The organism is Thiobacillus sp. SCUT-2 (assembly GCF_035621355.1).
In the GTDB taxonomy this organism is placed as follows: Bacteria; Pseudomonadota; Gammaproteobacteria; order Burkholderiales; family Thiobacillaceae; genus Thiobacillus; species Thiobacillus sedimenti.
Window position 1 is genome coordinate 2,217,476 of record NZ_CP141769.1, and the last position, 15,661, is coordinate 2,233,136.

Genomic DNA, 15,661 nt, shown 5'->3' on the forward strand with positions numbered 1-15,661 from the left:
GCATCTTTTTATCATGCATATAGAATACTGCTTTAGTACCGCCCTTTTCGCAGACCACCTTCGCAAGAAAGGAATTCGTCATGAACGCCACACGCAAGCTCTGGACCTGGCTGGCAATCATTTGCGTGCTGTCCTTCGCCGCACTCGGCTGGATAGGCACGGAGATCTACCTCAAGGCTCCGCCGATCCCCAAGAAAGTCGTCAGCGCAAGCGGCGACGTCATCTTCACCGCCGACCAGATCCAGCAGGGGCAGCAGGCCTGGCTGTCGGCCGGCGGGCAGCAGATGGGCACCGTCTGGGGCCACGGCAGCTATCTCGCCCCCGACTGGTCGGCGGACTGGCTGCACCGGGAGGCGCTGGCCCTGCGCGAGTCATGGGCGCAGCGCGAGTTCGGCAAATCGTTCGCCCGGCTCGACGCGGGCCAGCAGGGACAGCTGGACGGCCTGCTGAAGACCGAGATGCGGCGCAACACCTACAACGCCGACAGCGGCACCGTCACGCTGTCTGACGACCGCGCGGCGGCCGTGCGTGAGGTCGCGTCGCATTATGCGGGGCTGTTCGGCAACGACGCCTCGCTGGACGGCCTGCGCAAGCAATATGCGATGGCGAGCGATTCGCTGCGCCGGCCGGCCGACCGCCAGGCGCTCACCGCCTTCTTCTTCTGGTCGGCCTGGGCCGCCGCCACCGACCGCCCCGGCGAGACGGACCTGAGCTACACCAGCAACTGGCCGCACGAGCCGCTGATCGGCAACACGCCGACCGCGACCACCGGCATCTGGTCGATCGCCAGCGTCATCCTGATGATCGGCGCGATCGCCGGCATGATCCTCTTCCATTCGCGCCACCAGGAGGAGGGCGATCCCACGCCGCCCAAGGCCGATCCGCTGATCGAGCTGAAGCCGACGCCGTCGATGAAGGCCACGCGGAAATACTTCATGGTCGTGATCGGGCTGATCCTGGCCCAGGTCGGCATGGGCATCCTCACCGCGCACTACTCGGTCGAGGGCAACAGCTTCTTCGGCATTCCGCTCGGCAACATCCTGCCATGGACAATCAGCCGAACGATCCATACCCAGTTCGCCGTACTGTGGATCGCCACCGCGTGGCTCGCCACCGGCCTCTACATCGCGCCCGCGATCTCAGGCCACGAGCCGAAATACCAGAAGCTCGGCGTCGACGTGCTGTTCTATGCCCTGCTGTTCATCGTCGTCGGTTCGACCGTGACCGGCTGGATCGGCTCGCTCGAGAACATCGGCACCGATTTCAGCTTCTGGCTCGGCAACCAGGGCCTCGAGTTCACCAGCATGGGCCGCGTCTGGCAGATCCTGCTGTTCATCGGCCTGCTGTTCTGGGCGACGCTGCTCGGACGCGGCCTCTGGCCGGCGCTGCGCAAGCCGTCTGAAAGCCGCGGCCTGATCGCCATGGTCTTCCTCGCCGCGGTGTGCATCGGCGGCTTCTATGCGACCTCGCTGACCTGGGGCCAGCATACCCACTACTCGATGATCGAGTACTGGCGCTGGTGGCTGGTCCACCTGTGGGTCGAGGGCTTCTTCGAAGTCTTCGCCACCGCCGTCATCGCCCTGCTGTTCACGCGCCTCGGCCTGATCCGCGCGGCCTCCGCCAACAGCGCGATCGTGCTGGAGACCATCGTGTTCCTGTTCGGCGGCATCCTCGGCACGCTGCACCACCTCTACTTCACCGGAACGCCGACCATGGTGATCGCGGTCGGCGCCATGTTCTCCGCGCTGGAAGTGGTCCCGCTCGCCATGATCGGCACCGAGGCGTATCGCAACTACAAGCGCTCGCAGGCGGCGCCGTGGGTGCAGTCGTACAAGTGGGCGATCCTCAGCTTCATCGCCGTCGGCTTCTGGAACGTGGTCGGCGCCGGGCTGCTCGGGTTCTCGATCAACACGCCCATCGCGCTCTACTACATGCAGGGCATGAACATGACGGCCGCCCATGGCCACGCCGCCCTGTTCGGCGTCTACGGCATGCTCGGCATCGGCCTCATGCTGTTCTGCCTGCGCGGACTGAGCGATCGGCTGGCCTGGTCCGACGCGCTGCTGAAGCCCATGTTCTGGCTGCTCAACATCGGCCTCGCCATGATGGTCTTCATGTCGCTGGTGCCCGCCGGGCTGTACCAGGCCTGGGCCAGCGTCAGCCACGGCGTGTGGTTCGCGCGTTCGCCCGAAGTGGTCCACTCGGCGCTGATGGAAGGCTTCGTCTGGCTGCGCGTTCCCGGCGACGTGGTGTTCTCCATCGGGGTGCTGTTCCTGGTGCTGTTCGCGATCCGCCTGCGGACCAGCGGCCGGCGTGCCCGCCCGGAAACCACCTTCGCCGCCGCAGCGCAGCCGTCCAGGCCGTAAACGGCGCGTGATCCCTGCCTGCCACCCGCGGGCACCCGCGGCCCGCCTCGAGCGGGCCGCGCCCGTTGCGGCGGCGGCCCGCGACGACGCCCTGCGACCGCCCGGCTTCTCGCAAAATATGTCGCCCGGTGCTTGAATCCACGGCCGTGCGCGGCGGATAATGCCGCATTCGGACAGGCTGCCTGCTTTGGAAACCTACATCCTCATCCTCATTTCCACGGTGTTCGTGAACAACATCGTGATGGCCAAGATTCTCGGCCTGTGCCCGTTCATGGGCGTATCGAAGAAGCTCGAAACCGCCATCGGCATGGGCCTGGCGACCACCTTCGTGCTGACGCTGGCCTCCGGCGCCAGCTACCTCGTCAACGAATACCTGCTCGGCCCCGAGCTGTTCTACCTGCGCACGCTGTCCTTCATCGTCGTGATCGCGGGCATCGTGCAGTTCACCGAGATGTTCATCCACAAGACCAGCCCGGTGCTGTACCAGGTGCTCGGCATCTACCTGCCGCTCATCACGACCAACTGCGCGGTGCTCGGCATTCCGCTCCTCAACGTGCAGCAGCACCACGGCTTCGTCGAGTCGCTGTTCTTCGGCGCCGGCGGCGCCATCGGCTTCACCCTCGTGCTGATCCTGTTCGCCGGCATCCGCGAGCGGATCGAGACCTGCGACGTGCCGTCCCCGTTCAGGGGCACCAGCATCGCGATGATCACCGCCGGCCTGATGTCGCTGGCCTTCATGGGCTTCTCGGGTCTGGTCAAATAATGCTGGCTGCGCTCGGGGTGATGGTCCTGCTGGCCGTGGCGATCGGCCTGGTGCTGGGCTGGTCGGCGATCCGCTTCAAGGTCGAAGGCAACCCGCTGGCCGACAAGATCGACGCCATCCTGCCGCAGACGCAGTGCGGGCAGTGCGGCTTTCCCGGCTGCCGGCCCTACGCCGAGGCGATCGCCAAGGGCGAGGCCGACATCAACCAGTGCCCGCCCGGCGGCGAGGAAGGCGTGAAGAAGCTCGCCGAACTCCTCGGCGTCGAACCGAAGCCGCTCGACGAGGCGCACGGCACGCCCAAGCCCAAGTCGGTCGCCTTCATCGACGAGAACAGCTGCATCGGCTGCACGCTGTGCATCCAGGCCTGCCCGGTCGACGCGATCTCCGGCGCGGCCAAGCAGATGCACACCATCGTCGCGTCCGAATGCACCGGCTGCGAGCTCTGCCTGCCGCCCTGCCCGGTCGACTGCATCACCATGGTGCCGATCGCCGAGGACCTGCCGCACTGGAAATGGAAGCACCCCGTGGTGATGATGAAGCAGGTCGACGGGGGGCGCGGATGAGCCGCGAGCTGTTCCGGTTCAGGGGCGGCGTCCATCCGCCCGAGCACAAGGCCGAATCCAATTCGCGCCCGATCCACCCCGCCCCGCTGCCGAGGAAGCTGGTGATCCCGCTGCGCCAGCACATCGGCAATCCGGCCAAGCCGGTCGTCGAAGTGGGACAGCACGTGCTCAAGGGCCAGTTGATCGGCGCCCCGGACGGCGCGATTTCCTGCGCGGTCCACGCCTCGAGCTCGGGCACGGTGACCGCCATCGACGTGCAGCCGGTTCCCCACGTCTCCGGCCTGCCCGATCTCTGCATCACCATCGAGACTGACGGCCGCGATGAATGGATCGCGCACGCGCCCCTCGATCCGCACGCCGATCCCGCAACGCTGCGGATGCGCCTGCGCGACATGGGCATCGCCGGCCTGGGCGGCGCGGTGTTCCCGGCCGACGTCAAGCTCGATCCCGGGCCGACGCAGCATTGCCCCACGCTGATCGTCAACGGCGGCGAATGCGAGCCGTGGATCACCTGCGACGACGTGCTGATGCGGCATCGCGCCGACGACATCCTGCAGGGCGTCGCCGTGATGCGTCATCTGCTGGGCAGCACCGAGGTCCTCGTCGGCATCGAGGACAACAAGCCCGAAGCCCTCGCCGCAATGAAGGCCGCCGCCGCGAAGATGGCGTTTCCCGTGGAGATCGTCGCGGTGCCGGCGCGCTACCCCGGCGGCGGAGCCAAGCAGATGATCGAGACGCTGACCGGCAGGCAGGTGCCGTCGGGCAAGCTCTCCACCGACATCGGCGTCCAGGTGTTCAACGTCGGCACCGCCTACGCGCTCGCGCGCGCCGTGCTGCATGGCGAGCCGCTGATCTCGCGCCTCGTCACCGTCACCGGCCACGTGCTGCGCCCGCAGAACTTCGAGGTGCTGATCGGCACGCCGCTGCACACGCTGATCACGCTCGCGGGCGACCGCGAGGGCACGACGGGCGTGCTGATGGGCGGCCCGATGATGGGCGTGCCGATGCCGAGCCTCGACGTTCCCGTGGTGAAGGCGACCAACTGCCTCCTCGTCAAGTCGAAGGAGCTGTTCCCGCCGCTGCCCAAGGCGCTGCCGTGCATCCGCTGCACCCGCTGCGCCGACGCCTGTCCCGCCTCGCTGCAGCCGCAGGAGCTGTTCCGCTTCGCCAAGGCGGGCGACTTCGGCCGCGCGCAGGAGTACCACCTGTTCGACTGCATCGAGTGCGGCTGCTGCAGCTACGTGTGTCCCAGCCACATTCCGCTGGTCGACTACTATCGCTACGCCAAGGCCGAGATCTGGGCCCGCGAGAAGGACAAGCGCGCGTCCGACGTCGCGCGCGAGCGCCACGAGTTCCGCCTGTTCCGCATCGAACGCGAAAAGAAGGAAAAGGCCGAGAAGCTCGCCGCCAAGGCGCAGGCCAAGCGCGCCGAGCTCGCCACCGAGCCCGAGGCCGCGGGCGCGGGCGCCGCACCGACCGAGGCCGACGCCAAGAAGGCGCTGATCGCGGCGGCGCTGGCACGGGCGCAGGCGAAAAAGAGCGAGACGGCGCCGAAGAACGTCGACGACCTGACGCCCGAACAGTTGCGGCAGATCGACGAAATCGAGGCGCGCCGGGCTAAAATCCGCGAGCTCGCGCGCCAGCCGCTCGAATCCGACGAGAAGAAACCCTGATGCCCTCCCCGTTCATACTCGATCGCAGCAGCGTCACCCAGGTCATGGCCTGGGTGCTGGCCGCCCTGGTGCCTGGCATCGTGACCTACGTCTGGCTGTTCGGCCCCGGCATCCTCGTCACGCTCGCGCTCGCGACCGCGACCGCGCTGGCCGCCGAGGCGGCGATGCTGAAGGCGCGCGGCTATCCGCTGAAGCCCTTCCTGACGGATCTGTCGGCGGTCGTCACGGCCTGGCTGCTCGCGCTTTCGCTGCCCTCGCTCGCGCCGTGGTGGCTGATCGTCACCGGCACGCTGTTCGCCATCGTGGTGGCGAAGCACCTGTACGGCGGCCTCGGCCAGAACATCTTCAACCCGGCGATGGTCGGCTACGCCGTGCTGATCGTCTCCTTCCCGGTGCAGATGACGCACTGGGCGGGCCCGCTCGAACTGACGTCGGCGCACCTGAGCCTGGCGCAGAGCGCGACGGCGATCTTCGGCGGCGCGCCGAAAGCCACGCTCGACGCCGTCACCATGGCGACGCCGCTGGACACGCTGCGGACGGGGCTGCTGCAGCAGCTGACGGTCGACGAGGTGATGACGAAACCGATCTTCGGCCACTACGGCGGTACCGGCTTCGAATGGCTCGCCGTGGCCTTCCTCGCCGGCGGCCTCGCGCTATGGGCGCTGCGCATCATCGGCTGGCAGGTGCCGCTGGCCTTCCTCGCCGGCGTCTGGCTCACTGCCGGCTTCCTGCATTTCTACGACGCCGGGCGCTACGGCGCGCCATGGTTCCACCTGTTCGCCCCTTCGGTGATGCTCGGCGCCTTCTTCATCGCCACCGACCCGGTGACCGGCGCGACCACGCCGCGCGGCAAGCTGGTCTTCGGCCTCGGCGCCGGTTTTCTCACCATGGCCATCCGCACCTGGGGCGGTTTTCCAGACGGGGTCGCCTTCGCCATCCTGCTGATGAACGTCGCCGCGCCGCTGATCGACCAGTACACCCAGCCGCGCGTCTACGGCGGGGGCACGGAGGCGCGCAAGTGACGCTCGGCGGCGCCGGCGGCAATGCCCTGCGCACCGGCGGGATCCTGCTGGTTTTCGCGATCCTCGGCACCGCCCTGCTCGCGCTCACCCATGCGCGCACCGAGCCCATCATCACCCGCAGCCAGCAGGCCGAGAAGCTCGCGCTGATCGAGCAGGTGCTGCCCCAGACGCTCTACGACAACGATCTCCTGGCGAGCCAGCAGAGCGTGCCGCCGGACGACCTGCTGGGAACGCGCCAGCCCTCCGACCTGTGGGTCGCGCAACGCGCAGGCCGCTTCAGCGGCGTCGTGCTGGAGGCGGTCGCCCCCGACGGCTACGCGGGCGACATCGCGCTACTGATCGGCATCGACGCCGACGGCGCCGTCACCGGCGTGCGGGTCACCGCCCACCGCGAGACGCCGGGCCTGGGCGACTACATCGACCGCGCCAAGAGCCCGTGGATCGACCAGTTCGTCGGCCGCTCCCTCGCCCATCCCGAGCCCAGGCACTGGAAGGTCGCCAAGGACGGCGGCACCTTCGACGCGCGTGCGGGCGCGACCATCACGCCGCGCGCCGTGGTGAAGGCCGTCAGGAACGCGCTCGAGTATTTCGCGCGGCACCGTGCCGCGTTGGCCGCCCCGCCCGCCGCACCGAAGGAGGACCCCGCATGATCACGATGAGCGAAATCCGCAGCCTGTTCCACAACGGCCTCATCAAGCAGAACACCGGCCTCGTCCAGCTGCTGGGCCTGTGCCCCTTGCTGGCCATCAGCAGCAGCGTGATCAACGGGCTGTCGCTCGGCCTGGCGACGACGCTCGTCATGGCCGCCTCCAGCGGCGCCGTGTCGGGCGTGCGCAATTTCGTCCCCAACGAGATCCGCATCCCGGTGTTCGTCCTCATCATCGCCGCGCTGGTGACGGTGATCGACCTGGCGATGAACGCCTTCGTGCATCCGCTCTATCTGGTGCTGGGCATCTTCATCCCGCTCATCACCACCAACTGCATCGTGCTGGCGCGCGCCGACGCGTTCGCTGCCAAGAACCATCCGCTGCACAGCGTGGTCGATGCCGTCGCGATGGGGCTGGGCCTGACGCTGGTCCTCGTGGTGCTGGGCGCCATGCGCGAAATTGCCGGCAAGGGCACGCTGTTTTCCGGCATCGACCTCGCGTTCGGCGCGGTTGCCAAGGGCTGGGTGCTGCACGTCCTGCCCGGCTATCACGGCTTCCTGCTGGCGATCCTGCCGCCGGGCGCATTTCTCGGGCTGGGCCTCCTGATCGCCGCGAACAACTGGCGCAAGGCGCGTGCCGAACGGCGTGCCCGGGCGGCCACGGCAGCCCCGGCCCTGGCGTGAAGCCGCCGCTGAAGAAGCGCGTCCCCAAGCCGCGCAACCCTTACGTCGCGCCGGCCCTGCAGCGCAAGGCCGGCGCGCACGAAGCGACGCCGGGCGCCCGCCGCGCCGCCGAGAAGCGCGCATTGCAGAAACGCCTGGCCGAGCAGTAGGCTGCCGATGAACGCCGCCAAGCGCCGCGAAATCTTCAGCCGCTTCCGCGCGGCCAATCCCCATCCCACGACCGAGCTCGAATACCGCACGCCCTTCGAGCTGCTGGTGGCCGTGGTGCTGTCGGCGCAGTCGACCGACAAGGGCGTGAACCTGGCGACGCGCAGGCTGTTCCCCGTGGCCAACACGCCCGACGCGATCCACGCGCTCGGGGAAGCGGGCCTGGCCGCGTACATCAGGACCCTCGGCCTCTACAAGAGCAAGGCCAGGCACCTGATCGCGACCTGCAGGCTGCTGAGCGAGCGGCACGGCGGCGAGGTGCCGGCGGAACGGGCCGCGCTCGAGGCGCTGCCGGGGGTGGGCCGCAAGACCGCCAACGTCATCCTCAACACGGCGTTCGGCCAGCCGACCATGGCGGTCGACACGCACATCTTCCGCGTCGCCAACCGCATCGGCCTGGCCCCCGGCAAGACCGTGCTGGAAGTGGAGAAGAAGCTGCTCAAGCTCGTGCCCGAGGAATTCCGCGTCGACGCCCACCACTGGCTGATCCTGCACGGGCGCTACGTCTGCCAGGCGCGCAAGCCGAAGTGCGGCGAGTGCATCATCGCGGACCTGTGCGAATACAAGGACAAGACCTGGCCGGCGCCGGCGGACGGGGCGAAGGACAAGCGCCGCGCCGGGCGCGCCCAGACCGATTGATGTTCAACCCGAGCCGCGACCAGGTCCGCCAGTTCTTCTTCGACGTGTGGACCAAGTACCATGCCGGCCAGCCGCTGGCAGGCGCCGAGCAGCCCGCGCTGGAGGCCGTGCTGGCGCACCCCGAATACCACGCCATCCTGGACCATCCCGAACGCTACCGCTCGCGTGACTACCTGCCGGAGGCCGGTGAAACGAATCCCTTCCTGCATCTGTCGATGCACCTCGCCCTCAGCGAGCAGCTGGCGATCGACCAGCCGCCGGGGGTACGCGACCGTTACCGGCAGCTGCTCGACCAGCTCGGCGACGCGATGCGCGCGCAGCATGCGGCGATGGACTGCCTCGCCGAAATGATCTGGCAGGCCCAGCGCCACCGGACCGATTTCGATTCCGGCGCCTACCTGGCCTGCCTCGATCGCCGCCTGGGACGGACCTGACGCCAATTTCCTGGCCGCCACGGGGTAAATTTCGTCGAAATCCTGACGATAATCTCTTTGTCGGCGACGCAAGCCGGGCCAGCCGGGCACTCCGGCCAGCCGCCTCCTTCGCCAAGCGCTCCGCCCCCGATGGACCTGCCTTCAGGCCTGGCCGACCGGGATTTGGCCCACTCGAACACAAGCAGGTTGATCCATGACACCCCAGGTAGAGCAACTCAAGATCAGCGGCCAGCTTCCCACGCCGCGCGGGGTGGCCCTGGCAATCCTCGAACTGTCGCGCCGCGACAACACGACGCTCGGGGAAATCGCCCATGTGGTGCAGACCGACCCCGCCCTCTCGGGACGCCTGATCAAGCTCGCCAACGCCGTATCCTGCATCACCCGCCCGGTGGTGTCGGTGCAGGAAGCCGTCGTGCGCCAGGGCATGGCGACCGTGCGCCATCTGGCACTCGGCTTCTCGCTGCTCGACCAGTACCGCAAGGGCGCCTGCGACGCCTTCGACTACCAGGGCTACTGGTCGCATTCGCTGCTCATGGCCCTGACCATGCAGGCACTGGGGCAGCGCATCCGCGTCGCCGCGGCGGACGAACTGTTCGTCTGCGGCCTGCTGGCGCAGGTCGGCCAGCTCGCGCTGGCGACGGCCTATCCCGACGATTATTCGGCCGTGCTCAAGGCCCACCATGACGCCCCCGACCAGCCGCTCGTCCTGCATGAGCGCAACCGCCTGGAAACCGACCACGGCGAGCTGGGCATCGTCATGATGGGCGACTGGGGCATTCCCCGCTTCTTCACCGACCCGCTCGCGCACTACGAAGACCCGGCACATGCCGGCTTTCCGCACGACTCGCGCGCCAACAGCCTGCTGCTGATGCTGCGCCTGTCGCACCGCCTGGCCGACTTCGCGCTGGCCGGAACGGCGGCCCAGCCCGATCTGGCCCGCCAGTGGGTCGAACAGGCTGCTGCGCTCGACATCGCACCCGAGCAGGCCGGCGCCTTCATCGACGAAGTACTGGCAAGCTGGCACGAATGGGGCGGGCTGCTGAAGATTCCGGCGGCCGCGCTGCCGCCGTTCGCCGAGATCTACCACGGCCACAACGACGCCGAGGACGCGGAAGCGGAAAGCGAACCGCCGCTGCGCATCATGGTGGCGGACGGCAATGCCTTCACCCGTCGCAAGACGATGGCCCTCCTGGTGGAGGACAGCAGCCACACCGTATATCCCGCCGACAACGGCAATACCGCGCTGGCGCTGGCGATGGAAGTGCTGCCCCACGTCATCCTCGCGCGCTACGACCTGCCGCTGCTGGACGGCCAGGAGCTGTGCCAGGCGCTGCGCGCCACCGACGAAGGCCGCCGCATGCACATCGTGCTGATGACCGACGAACACAACGAGGACCAGCTGAGCCGTGCCTACGAGGCCGGCGCCGATGGCTACGCCCCCACCACCCTCAGCGCCAAGGGTCTGCGCACCCGCCTGCGCGCTGCACAGCGCACCGTGCAGCTGCAGGCGGCGTGGGAGAAGGACCGCACCCAGCTGCGCCAGATCGCGGCCGAGCTCGCGGTCGCCAACCGCCGCCTTGCCAACGCCGCGCTGACCGACCTGCTGACCGGGCTGCCCAACCGCCGCTCCGCGATGGACCAGCTGGAACAGGCGTGGAGCGCGGCGACGCGCTCCGGCCTGCCGCTCTCGGTGATGGTGATCGACATCGACCACTTCAAGACCATCAACGACACCTACGGCCACGCCGCCGGCGACGCGGTGCTGCGCGAGGCCGCCGAGGCGCTGCGCACGTCCGCGCGGCGCGAGGACAGCGTCTGCCGCATCGGCGGCGAGGAATTCCTGGTCATCTGTCCCAACACCGATCTCGACGCCGCCATGTACTCGGCCGAACGCCTGCGCGCCACGCTCAGCAGCCGCACCATTGCCGTCGGCGAAACGACCAAGAAAATCACGGCCAGCATCGGCGTGGCGATGCGCGAGCCCGGCACGGCCGACATCGACGCCCTGGTCAGCGCCGCCGACAAGGCGCTCTACGCGGCGAAGCAGGGCGGGCGCAACCGCACCCGCACGCTGCAACGGTCGCACCCGCTCTGACGGGCCGGGTTTCTCCCGCTACAGCGCGCGAACGATCCGCCGCACCGAGTCGTCCTCGGGATGCGGCTCGACGCGGAAGCCCAGCGCCTCGACCAGCTTCAGCATCGGCCGGTTGCTTCTCAGCACCTCGCCCTCCATCGCCTCCAGGCCCTTGCTGCGCGCGACGTCCATCAGCACGTCCATGAGCTTGTGGCCGATCCCCTGCTTCTGCCAGGCATCGCCCACCACCAGCGCGAACTCGCAGGATCGGCCGTCCGGGTTGATCGAATAGCGCGCGACCCCGAGTTCCACCTCGCGCCCGTCGAGCTCGGCCAGCGCCAGGAGCGCCATCTCGCGCGAGTAGTCGATCTGGGTCAGGCGCGCCAGCATCACCGGCGTCAGCTCGCGTACCGCATCCATGAAGCGGAAATACTTGGTTTCCGCCGACAGGCCGCGCACGAAGGCCTGCGTGAGCTCGGCATCCTCGGGGCGGATCGGACGGATGACGACGTTCTCCCCGCCCGGCAGCTGCCAGCGGCTGACCAGATGCGCCGGATACGGATGGATCGCCATGTGCCCGTAGCGCTCGGCGGTCGGCACGCGCGGCGCGATGACGATGCGCGCATCCAGCGCCAGCGCGCCGCGTTCGTCGACCAGCAGCGGGTTGATGTCGAGCTCGGCGAGCCAGGGCAGTTCGCAGACCATCTCCGAGAGGCGCAGCAGCACGTTCTCCAGCGCGTCCATGTCCGCCGGCGGCCGGTTGCGGAACGGCCCCAGCAGCGTCGCGATGCGGGTGCGCCGGATCAGGTCGCGCGCGAGATAGCGGTTGAGCGGCGGCAGCGTCACCGCGCGGTCCTGGAAGGCCTCGACATCGACGCCGCCGGCGCCGAACACGATCACCGGCCCCAGCACCGGATCCGAGGTCACGCCGAGCAGCACCTCGCGCGCATGCGGACGCGCCACCATCGGTTCGATGACGACGCCGTCGAGCGTGGCCTCCGGACGCAGGCGGCGCACCTCGGCGAGCATCTCGCCGAACGCGGCGCGCACCGCCTGCCCGCTGGAGAGCCCCAGCCGCACGCCGTTGACGTCGGACTTGTGCGTGATGTCGGGCGAGTTGATCTTCATCGCGACCGGAAAACCCATCTGCTGGGCGAGCAGCATCGCCTCGGTGGGGTCGCGCGCGATCAGCGTCTGCGCCACCGGGATGCGGAACGCCGACAGCAGCGCCTTCGATTCCACCTCGTTGAGCAGGTGCCGCCCGTGCGCCAGCGCGCCCTCGATGATGAGCCGCGCGCCCTCGACGTCCGGCTCGGCCTGCTGCGACAGCGGACCCGGCGTCTGCATCAGCTGGCGCTGGTTCTCGTAGAAGGCCGAGAGGAAGGAGAACACCTCGACCGCCGGCTCCGGCGTCGTGAAATACGGGATGCCCGCCTGCTTGAACAGCGCCCGCCCCTCGCGCACCTGCCCGTCGCCCATCCAGCACGTCAGCACCGGCTTGGCCGCCCCCTGCGCCACCTCGACCACGGCCGCGGCGACCTCGGTCGGACGCGTCATCGCCTGCGGCGTCAGCATCACCAGCACGCCGTCGACGTTGCCGTCCTGCAGGCAGGCTTCGACCGTCGCCCGGTAGCGCGCCGCGGTGGCATCGCCGATGATGTCGAGCGGATTGGCGCGCGACCAGTTGTCCGGCAGCACGGCGTCGAGCGCGGCGATCGTGTCCGGCGACAGCTCGGCCATGCGCACGCCGAGGTCGACCGCGAGATCGGTCGCCATCACGCCCGGGCCGCCGCCGTTGGTGACGATGGCAAGGCGGTTGCCCGACGGCTGGATGTGCGTCGCCAGCGCGCGCGCCGACGCGAACAGCTGCAGGATGGTGTTCACCCGCACCACGCCCGCGCGCCGTACCAGCGCGTCGAACACCGCGTCGGAGCCGACCAGCGCGCCGGTGTGGGAGGCGACTGCGCGCGAGCCCGCGGCGTGGCGTCCGACCTTGACCATGACGACGGGCTTGAAGCGCGCCGTCGCGCGCAGTGCGCTCATGAAGCGGCGCGCGTCGCGGATGCCCTCGATGTAGAGCAGGATGCCCTTGGTGCGGGTGTCGTAGGCGAGGTAGTCGAGGATCTCGCCGAAGTCGAGGTCGGCCGACGCGCCGGTCGAGATCACGCTGGAAAAGCCGATGCCGTTGGTTTCCGCCCAGTCCAGCATCGCCGTGCACAGCGCGCCCGACTGCGACACCAGCGCCAGGTCGCCGGCCAGCGTGGCGCCCTGGCTGAAGGTCGCATTGAGGCCGATCGCGGGCCGCTGGATGCCGAGGCAGTTGGGACCGATGAAGCGGATGCCGTATTGGTGCGCGACCGCGCTCAGCGCGTCTTCCAGCGCGGCGCCCTTTGCGCCGACCTCGCGGAAGCCGGCCGACAGCACGATGGCATGGCGGATGCCGCGCTGCCCGCATTCCTCGAGGATGCGCACCACCGTGGCCGCGGGCGTGGCGATCAGCGCCAGCTCGGGGATGGCCGGCAGCTCGGCCGCGCTGGCGTAGCAGCGCTCGCCGAACACCGTTTCGTGCTTGGGGTTGACCGGATAGACGGTGCCCTGGAAACCGGCCTGATGCAGGTTGCGGAACAGCGTGCCTGCCACGGATTCCTCGCGCTCGCTCGCGCCGAAGACCGCCACCGAACGGGGGTTGAACAGGGGATGCAGATAATGCTGGGGCATGGCTTGGCTGACGGCAGGTGCGCTCGAGCGACCTATCCTAGGCCATCCCCGGTTACAGCGCCATCCGGCCGGGCTATAGTGCGCCCATCCGCCGACTGTCGAACATGCATACCGCCTATCTCACCCACCCCAGCTATCTCCGGCACGACATGGGCCCCTGGCATCCCGAGAGCCCGGCGCGGCTGCGCGCCATCGACGACCGCCTGCACGCCGCCCACCTGTTCGACCACCTGCTGCACGTGGAGGCACCGGCGGCCACGCGCGAGCAGCTGCTGCGTGTCCACGACGCCGCCTACGTCGACGCGATCGAGGCGGCCGCGCCGGCGGCGGGGCTCCACATGCTCGACCCCGACACCAGCATGGGACCGCACACGCTGGAAGCCGCCTACCATGCGGCCGGCGGCGCCGTGAGGGCGGTGGACCTGGTGCTCGGCGGCGAGGCCGCCAACGCCTTCGTCGCCTGCCGTCCGCCGGGTCATCACGCCACGCGCAACCAGGCGATGGGCTTCTGCATCTTCAACAACGTCGCGGTGGCCGCCGCCCATGCGCTCGCCGCCCACGGCCTCGAGCGCGTCGCGATCGTCGACTTCGACGTCCATCACGGCAACGGCACCGAGGACATCTTCCGCGACGAGCCGCGCGTGATGCTCTGCTCGACCTTCCAGCACCCCTTCTATCCGTTCCGCGGTGCCGACACCGTCAGCCCGCACATCGTCAACGTGCCGCTGCCGGCAGGCACCGCGGGAAGCGGCTACCGCGAAGCGTTCAGTATGCGCATCGTGCCCCGGCTCGAGGCCTTCCGCCCCCAGCTCGTGCTGTGCTCGGCGGGCTTCGACGGCCACCGCGAAGACGAGATGGCGCAGTTCGGCCTGGTCGAGGCCGACTACGTCTGGATCACCGAGCAGGTGATGGACGTCGCCGCGCGCCACGCCGAAGGCCGCATCGTCTCGGTGCTCGAAGGCGGCTACGACCTCAGCGCGCTGGGACGCAGCGTCGCCGCGCACATCAAGGCGCTGGCGGCGCTGTAGGCCGGAGGAAAGAAAAAGGGCGCCGCCCCCGGCAGCGCCCTTCGCGTTTCCGGCCGTGATGTTCAGTACTTCAGCGTCAGGCCCTTCTGCTCGGAAAAATAGGTGGCAAGGTCGTCGATGTCGGTGGCCGACAGGGTCTTCGCCTGCGCGCCCATGATCGGGTTGGTGCGCTTGCCGGCCTGGTATTCGTGCAGGGCCTGAACCAGGTAATCACGGTGCTGGCCGGCGAGTCGGGGAAAGCTCGTCACGGTGCTGTTGCCGTCCGGGCCGTGGCAGCCGGCGCAGGTGGTCGACTTGGCCTTGCCGGCGTCGTAGTTTCCTTCGGCATGGAGCGGGAGCGAAACGGCGAGCGCAACGGTCGCGGCGATGAGAAGCATTGTTTTCATGTTGTTGTCTCCCCTCAATTGGCCGGACCGCTGTAGGACGACTCGTAGTAGGCGGCGAGATCCTCCATGTCCTGCTCGGACAGGCTGCTCGCGATGCTCTTCATGCCGGGATGGTTGCGTTCGCCATCCTTGTAGGCTTTGAGCGCAGCTACGATATAATCCGCATGTTGTCCGCCGAGCTTGGGGACGCTGTAAACGCTGGGATAAACCGTACGCCAGCCGGGAATGCCATGACAACCGGCGCACATCGAGGTCTTGAGTTGCCCGGCCTTGGGGTCGCCCGTCGCCTGAACCGGCGCGGCCAACACCAGCAGCACGGACGCCGACAGCGTCATCGTGGTGAGTTTCATCATCCTCGCTCTCTCTCTCTTTGGTTGATTGTCGTTGGGTCCCCGTCTGACGCAGGGCTCGCGCTCGATTATAAGACCGGAGCGCCCGGACGACGGCCGCTGGCGGCC

At 68.7% G+C, this 15,661-nt stretch carries 15 protein-coding genes; 12 read left to right on the forward strand and 3 right to left on the reverse strand.

What is annotated here, in order from left to right; all coding sequences use genetic code 11:
• The first annotated feature begins 80 nt into the window (after positions 1–80).
• The 11 genes from VA613_RS11050 to VA613_RS11100 all read left to right on the forward strand — a co-directional run bounded on the left by VA613_RS11050 (position 81) and on the right by VA613_RS11100 (position 11,092).
• Entirely contained in the window at positions 81–2,366 is a 2,286-nt protein-coding gene (locus VA613_RS11050; protein WP_324779069.1) for a nitric-oxide reductase large subunit, read from the forward strand.
• A 187-nt stretch (positions 2,367–2,553) separates the two neighbouring features.
• Positions 2,554–3,129, forward strand: a complete 576-nt coding sequence (gene rsxA / locus VA613_RS11055) for an electron transport complex subunit RsxA (RefSeq protein WP_324779070.1) — start codon at positions 2,554–2,556, stop codon at positions 3,127–3,129.
• Complete coding sequence (rsxB, locus tag VA613_RS11060) at positions 3,129–3,692, forward strand: electron transport complex subunit RsxB (protein ID WP_324779071.1); 564 nt, start codon at positions 3,129–3,131, stop codon at positions 3,690–3,692. The genes rsxA and rsxB overlap by 1 nt, the downstream gene beginning before the upstream one ends.
• On the forward strand, positions 3,689–5,365 hold the full coding sequence (gene rsxC / locus VA613_RS11065) for an electron transport complex subunit RsxC (protein WP_324779072.1): 1,677 nt from the start codon (positions 3,689–3,691) through the stop codon (positions 5,363–5,365). Before rsxB ends, rsxC begins: the two co-directional genes overlap by 4 nt.
• Positions 5,365–6,387, forward strand: a complete 1,023-nt coding sequence (locus VA613_RS11070) for an RnfABCDGE type electron transport complex subunit D (protein WP_324779073.1) — start codon at positions 5,365–5,367, stop codon at positions 6,385–6,387. Before rsxC ends, VA613_RS11070 begins: the two co-directional genes overlap by 1 nt.
• The gene (gene rsxG, locus VA613_RS11075; protein WP_324779074.1) at positions 6,384–7,037 is read left to right on the forward strand and encodes an electron transport complex subunit RsxG; all 654 of its coding nucleotides are present in this window, start codon (positions 6,384–6,386) and stop codon (positions 7,035–7,037) included. Before VA613_RS11070 ends, rsxG begins: the two co-directional genes overlap by 4 nt.
• On the forward strand, positions 7,034–7,717 hold the full coding sequence (locus tag VA613_RS11080; protein ID WP_324779075.1) for an electron transport complex subunit E: 684 nt from the start codon (positions 7,034–7,036) through the stop codon (positions 7,715–7,717). Before rsxG ends, VA613_RS11080 begins: the two co-directional genes overlap by 4 nt.
• Positions 7,714–7,866 (forward strand): hypothetical protein, encoded by a 153-nt coding sequence (locus VA613_RS11085; protein ID WP_324779076.1) that lies wholly within the window; start codon positions 7,714–7,716, stop codon positions 7,864–7,866. The genes VA613_RS11080 and VA613_RS11085 overlap by 4 nt, the downstream gene beginning before the upstream one ends.
• A 7-nt stretch (positions 7,867–7,873) precedes the next feature.
• Positions 7,874–8,563, forward strand: coding sequence for an endonuclease III (gene nth, locus VA613_RS11090; protein WP_324779077.1), 690 nt, complete (start codon positions 7,874–7,876; stop codon positions 8,561–8,563).
• Positions 8,563–8,997, forward strand: a complete 435-nt coding sequence (locus VA613_RS11095) for a DUF1841 family protein (protein WP_324779078.1) — start codon at positions 8,563–8,565, stop codon at positions 8,995–8,997. The genes nth and VA613_RS11095 overlap by 1 nt, the downstream gene beginning before the upstream one ends.
• Positions 8,998–9,190: 193 nt before the next feature.
• A complete protein-coding gene (locus VA613_RS11100) occupies positions 9,191–11,092 on the forward strand; it encodes a diguanylate cyclase (protein WP_324779079.1) in 1,902 nt (633 codons plus the stop codon).
• A gap of 18 nt (positions 11,093–11,110) precedes the next feature.
• Here the strand turns inward: VA613_RS11100 and VA613_RS11105 are convergent, their stop codons facing one another.
• Positions 11,111–13,789, reverse strand: coding sequence for a bifunctional acetate--CoA ligase family protein/GNAT family N-acetyltransferase (locus VA613_RS11105; RefSeq protein WP_324779080.1), 2,679 nt, complete (start codon positions 13,787–13,789; stop codon positions 11,111–11,113).
• A gap of 104 nt (positions 13,790–13,893) precedes the next feature.
• On the opposite strand from VA613_RS11105, the gene VA613_RS11110 reads away from it, so the two are divergent.
• On the forward strand, positions 13,894–14,817 hold the full coding sequence (locus VA613_RS11110) for a histone deacetylase family protein (RefSeq protein WP_324779081.1): 924 nt from the start codon (positions 13,894–13,896) through the stop codon (positions 14,815–14,817).
• Between the two features lie 62 nt (positions 14,818–14,879).
• Here the strand turns inward: VA613_RS11110 and VA613_RS11115 are convergent, their stop codons facing one another.
• Both VA613_RS11115 and VA613_RS11120 read right to left on the reverse strand, forming a co-directional pair.
• Positions 14,880–15,203: a c-type cytochrome gene (locus VA613_RS11115; RefSeq protein ID WP_324779082.1), complete on the reverse strand. Its 324-nt coding sequence runs from the start codon at positions 15,201–15,203 to the stop codon at positions 14,880–14,882.
• A 14-nt stretch (positions 15,204–15,217) separates the two neighbouring features.
• Positions 15,218–15,553: a c-type cytochrome gene (locus VA613_RS11120; RefSeq protein ID WP_324781240.1), complete on the reverse strand. Its 336-nt coding sequence runs from the start codon at positions 15,551–15,553 to the stop codon at positions 15,218–15,220.
• Between the last annotated feature and the right edge of the window lie 108 nt (positions 15,554–15,661).

Excerpts from the sequence above, each read along its gene's own strand:
- VA613_RS11105 (WP_324779080.1), bottom strand. The coding sequence starts at position 13,789 with ATGCCCCAGCATTATCTGCATCCCCTGTTCAACCCCCGTTCGGTGGCG.
- VA613_RS11050 (WP_324779069.1), top strand. The coding sequence starts at position 81 with ATGAACGCCACACGCAAGCTCTGGACCTGGCTGGCAATCATTTGCGTG.
- VA613_RS11095 (WP_324779078.1), top strand. The coding sequence starts at position 8,563 with ATGTTCAACCCGAGCCGCGACCAGGTCCGCCAGTTCTTCTTCGACGTG.
- rsxB (WP_324779071.1), top strand. The coding sequence starts at position 3,129 with ATGCTGGCTGCGCTCGGGGTGATGGTCCTGCTGGCCGTGGCGATCGGC.
- rsxC (WP_324779072.1), top strand. The coding sequence starts at position 3,689 with ATGAGCCGCGAGCTGTTCCGGTTCAGGGGCGGCGTCCATCCGCCCGAG.
- VA613_RS11080 (WP_324779075.1), top strand. The coding sequence starts at position 7,034 with ATGATCACGATGAGCGAAATCCGCAGCCTGTTCCACAACGGCCTCATC.
- VA613_RS11110 (WP_324779081.1), top strand. The coding sequence starts at position 13,894 with ATGCATACCGCCTATCTCACCCACCCCAGCTATCTCCGGCACGACATG.
- VA613_RS11120 (WP_324781240.1), bottom strand. The coding sequence starts at position 15,553 with ATGAAACTCACCACGATGACGCTGTCGGCGTCCGTGCTGCTGGTGTTG.
- VA613_RS11070 (WP_324779073.1), top strand. The coding sequence starts at position 5,365 with ATGCCCTCCCCGTTCATACTCGATCGCAGCAGCGTCACCCAGGTCATG.
- VA613_RS11100 (WP_324779079.1), top strand. The coding sequence starts at position 9,191 with ATGACACCCCAGGTAGAGCAACTCAAGATCAGCGGCCAGCTTCCCACG.
- VA613_RS11115 (WP_324779082.1), bottom strand. The coding sequence starts at position 15,203 with ATGAAAACAATGCTTCTCATCGCCGCGACCGTTGCGCTCGCCGTTTCG.
- nth (WP_324779077.1), top strand. The coding sequence starts at position 7,874 with ATGAACGCCGCCAAGCGCCGCGAAATCTTCAGCCGCTTCCGCGCGGCC.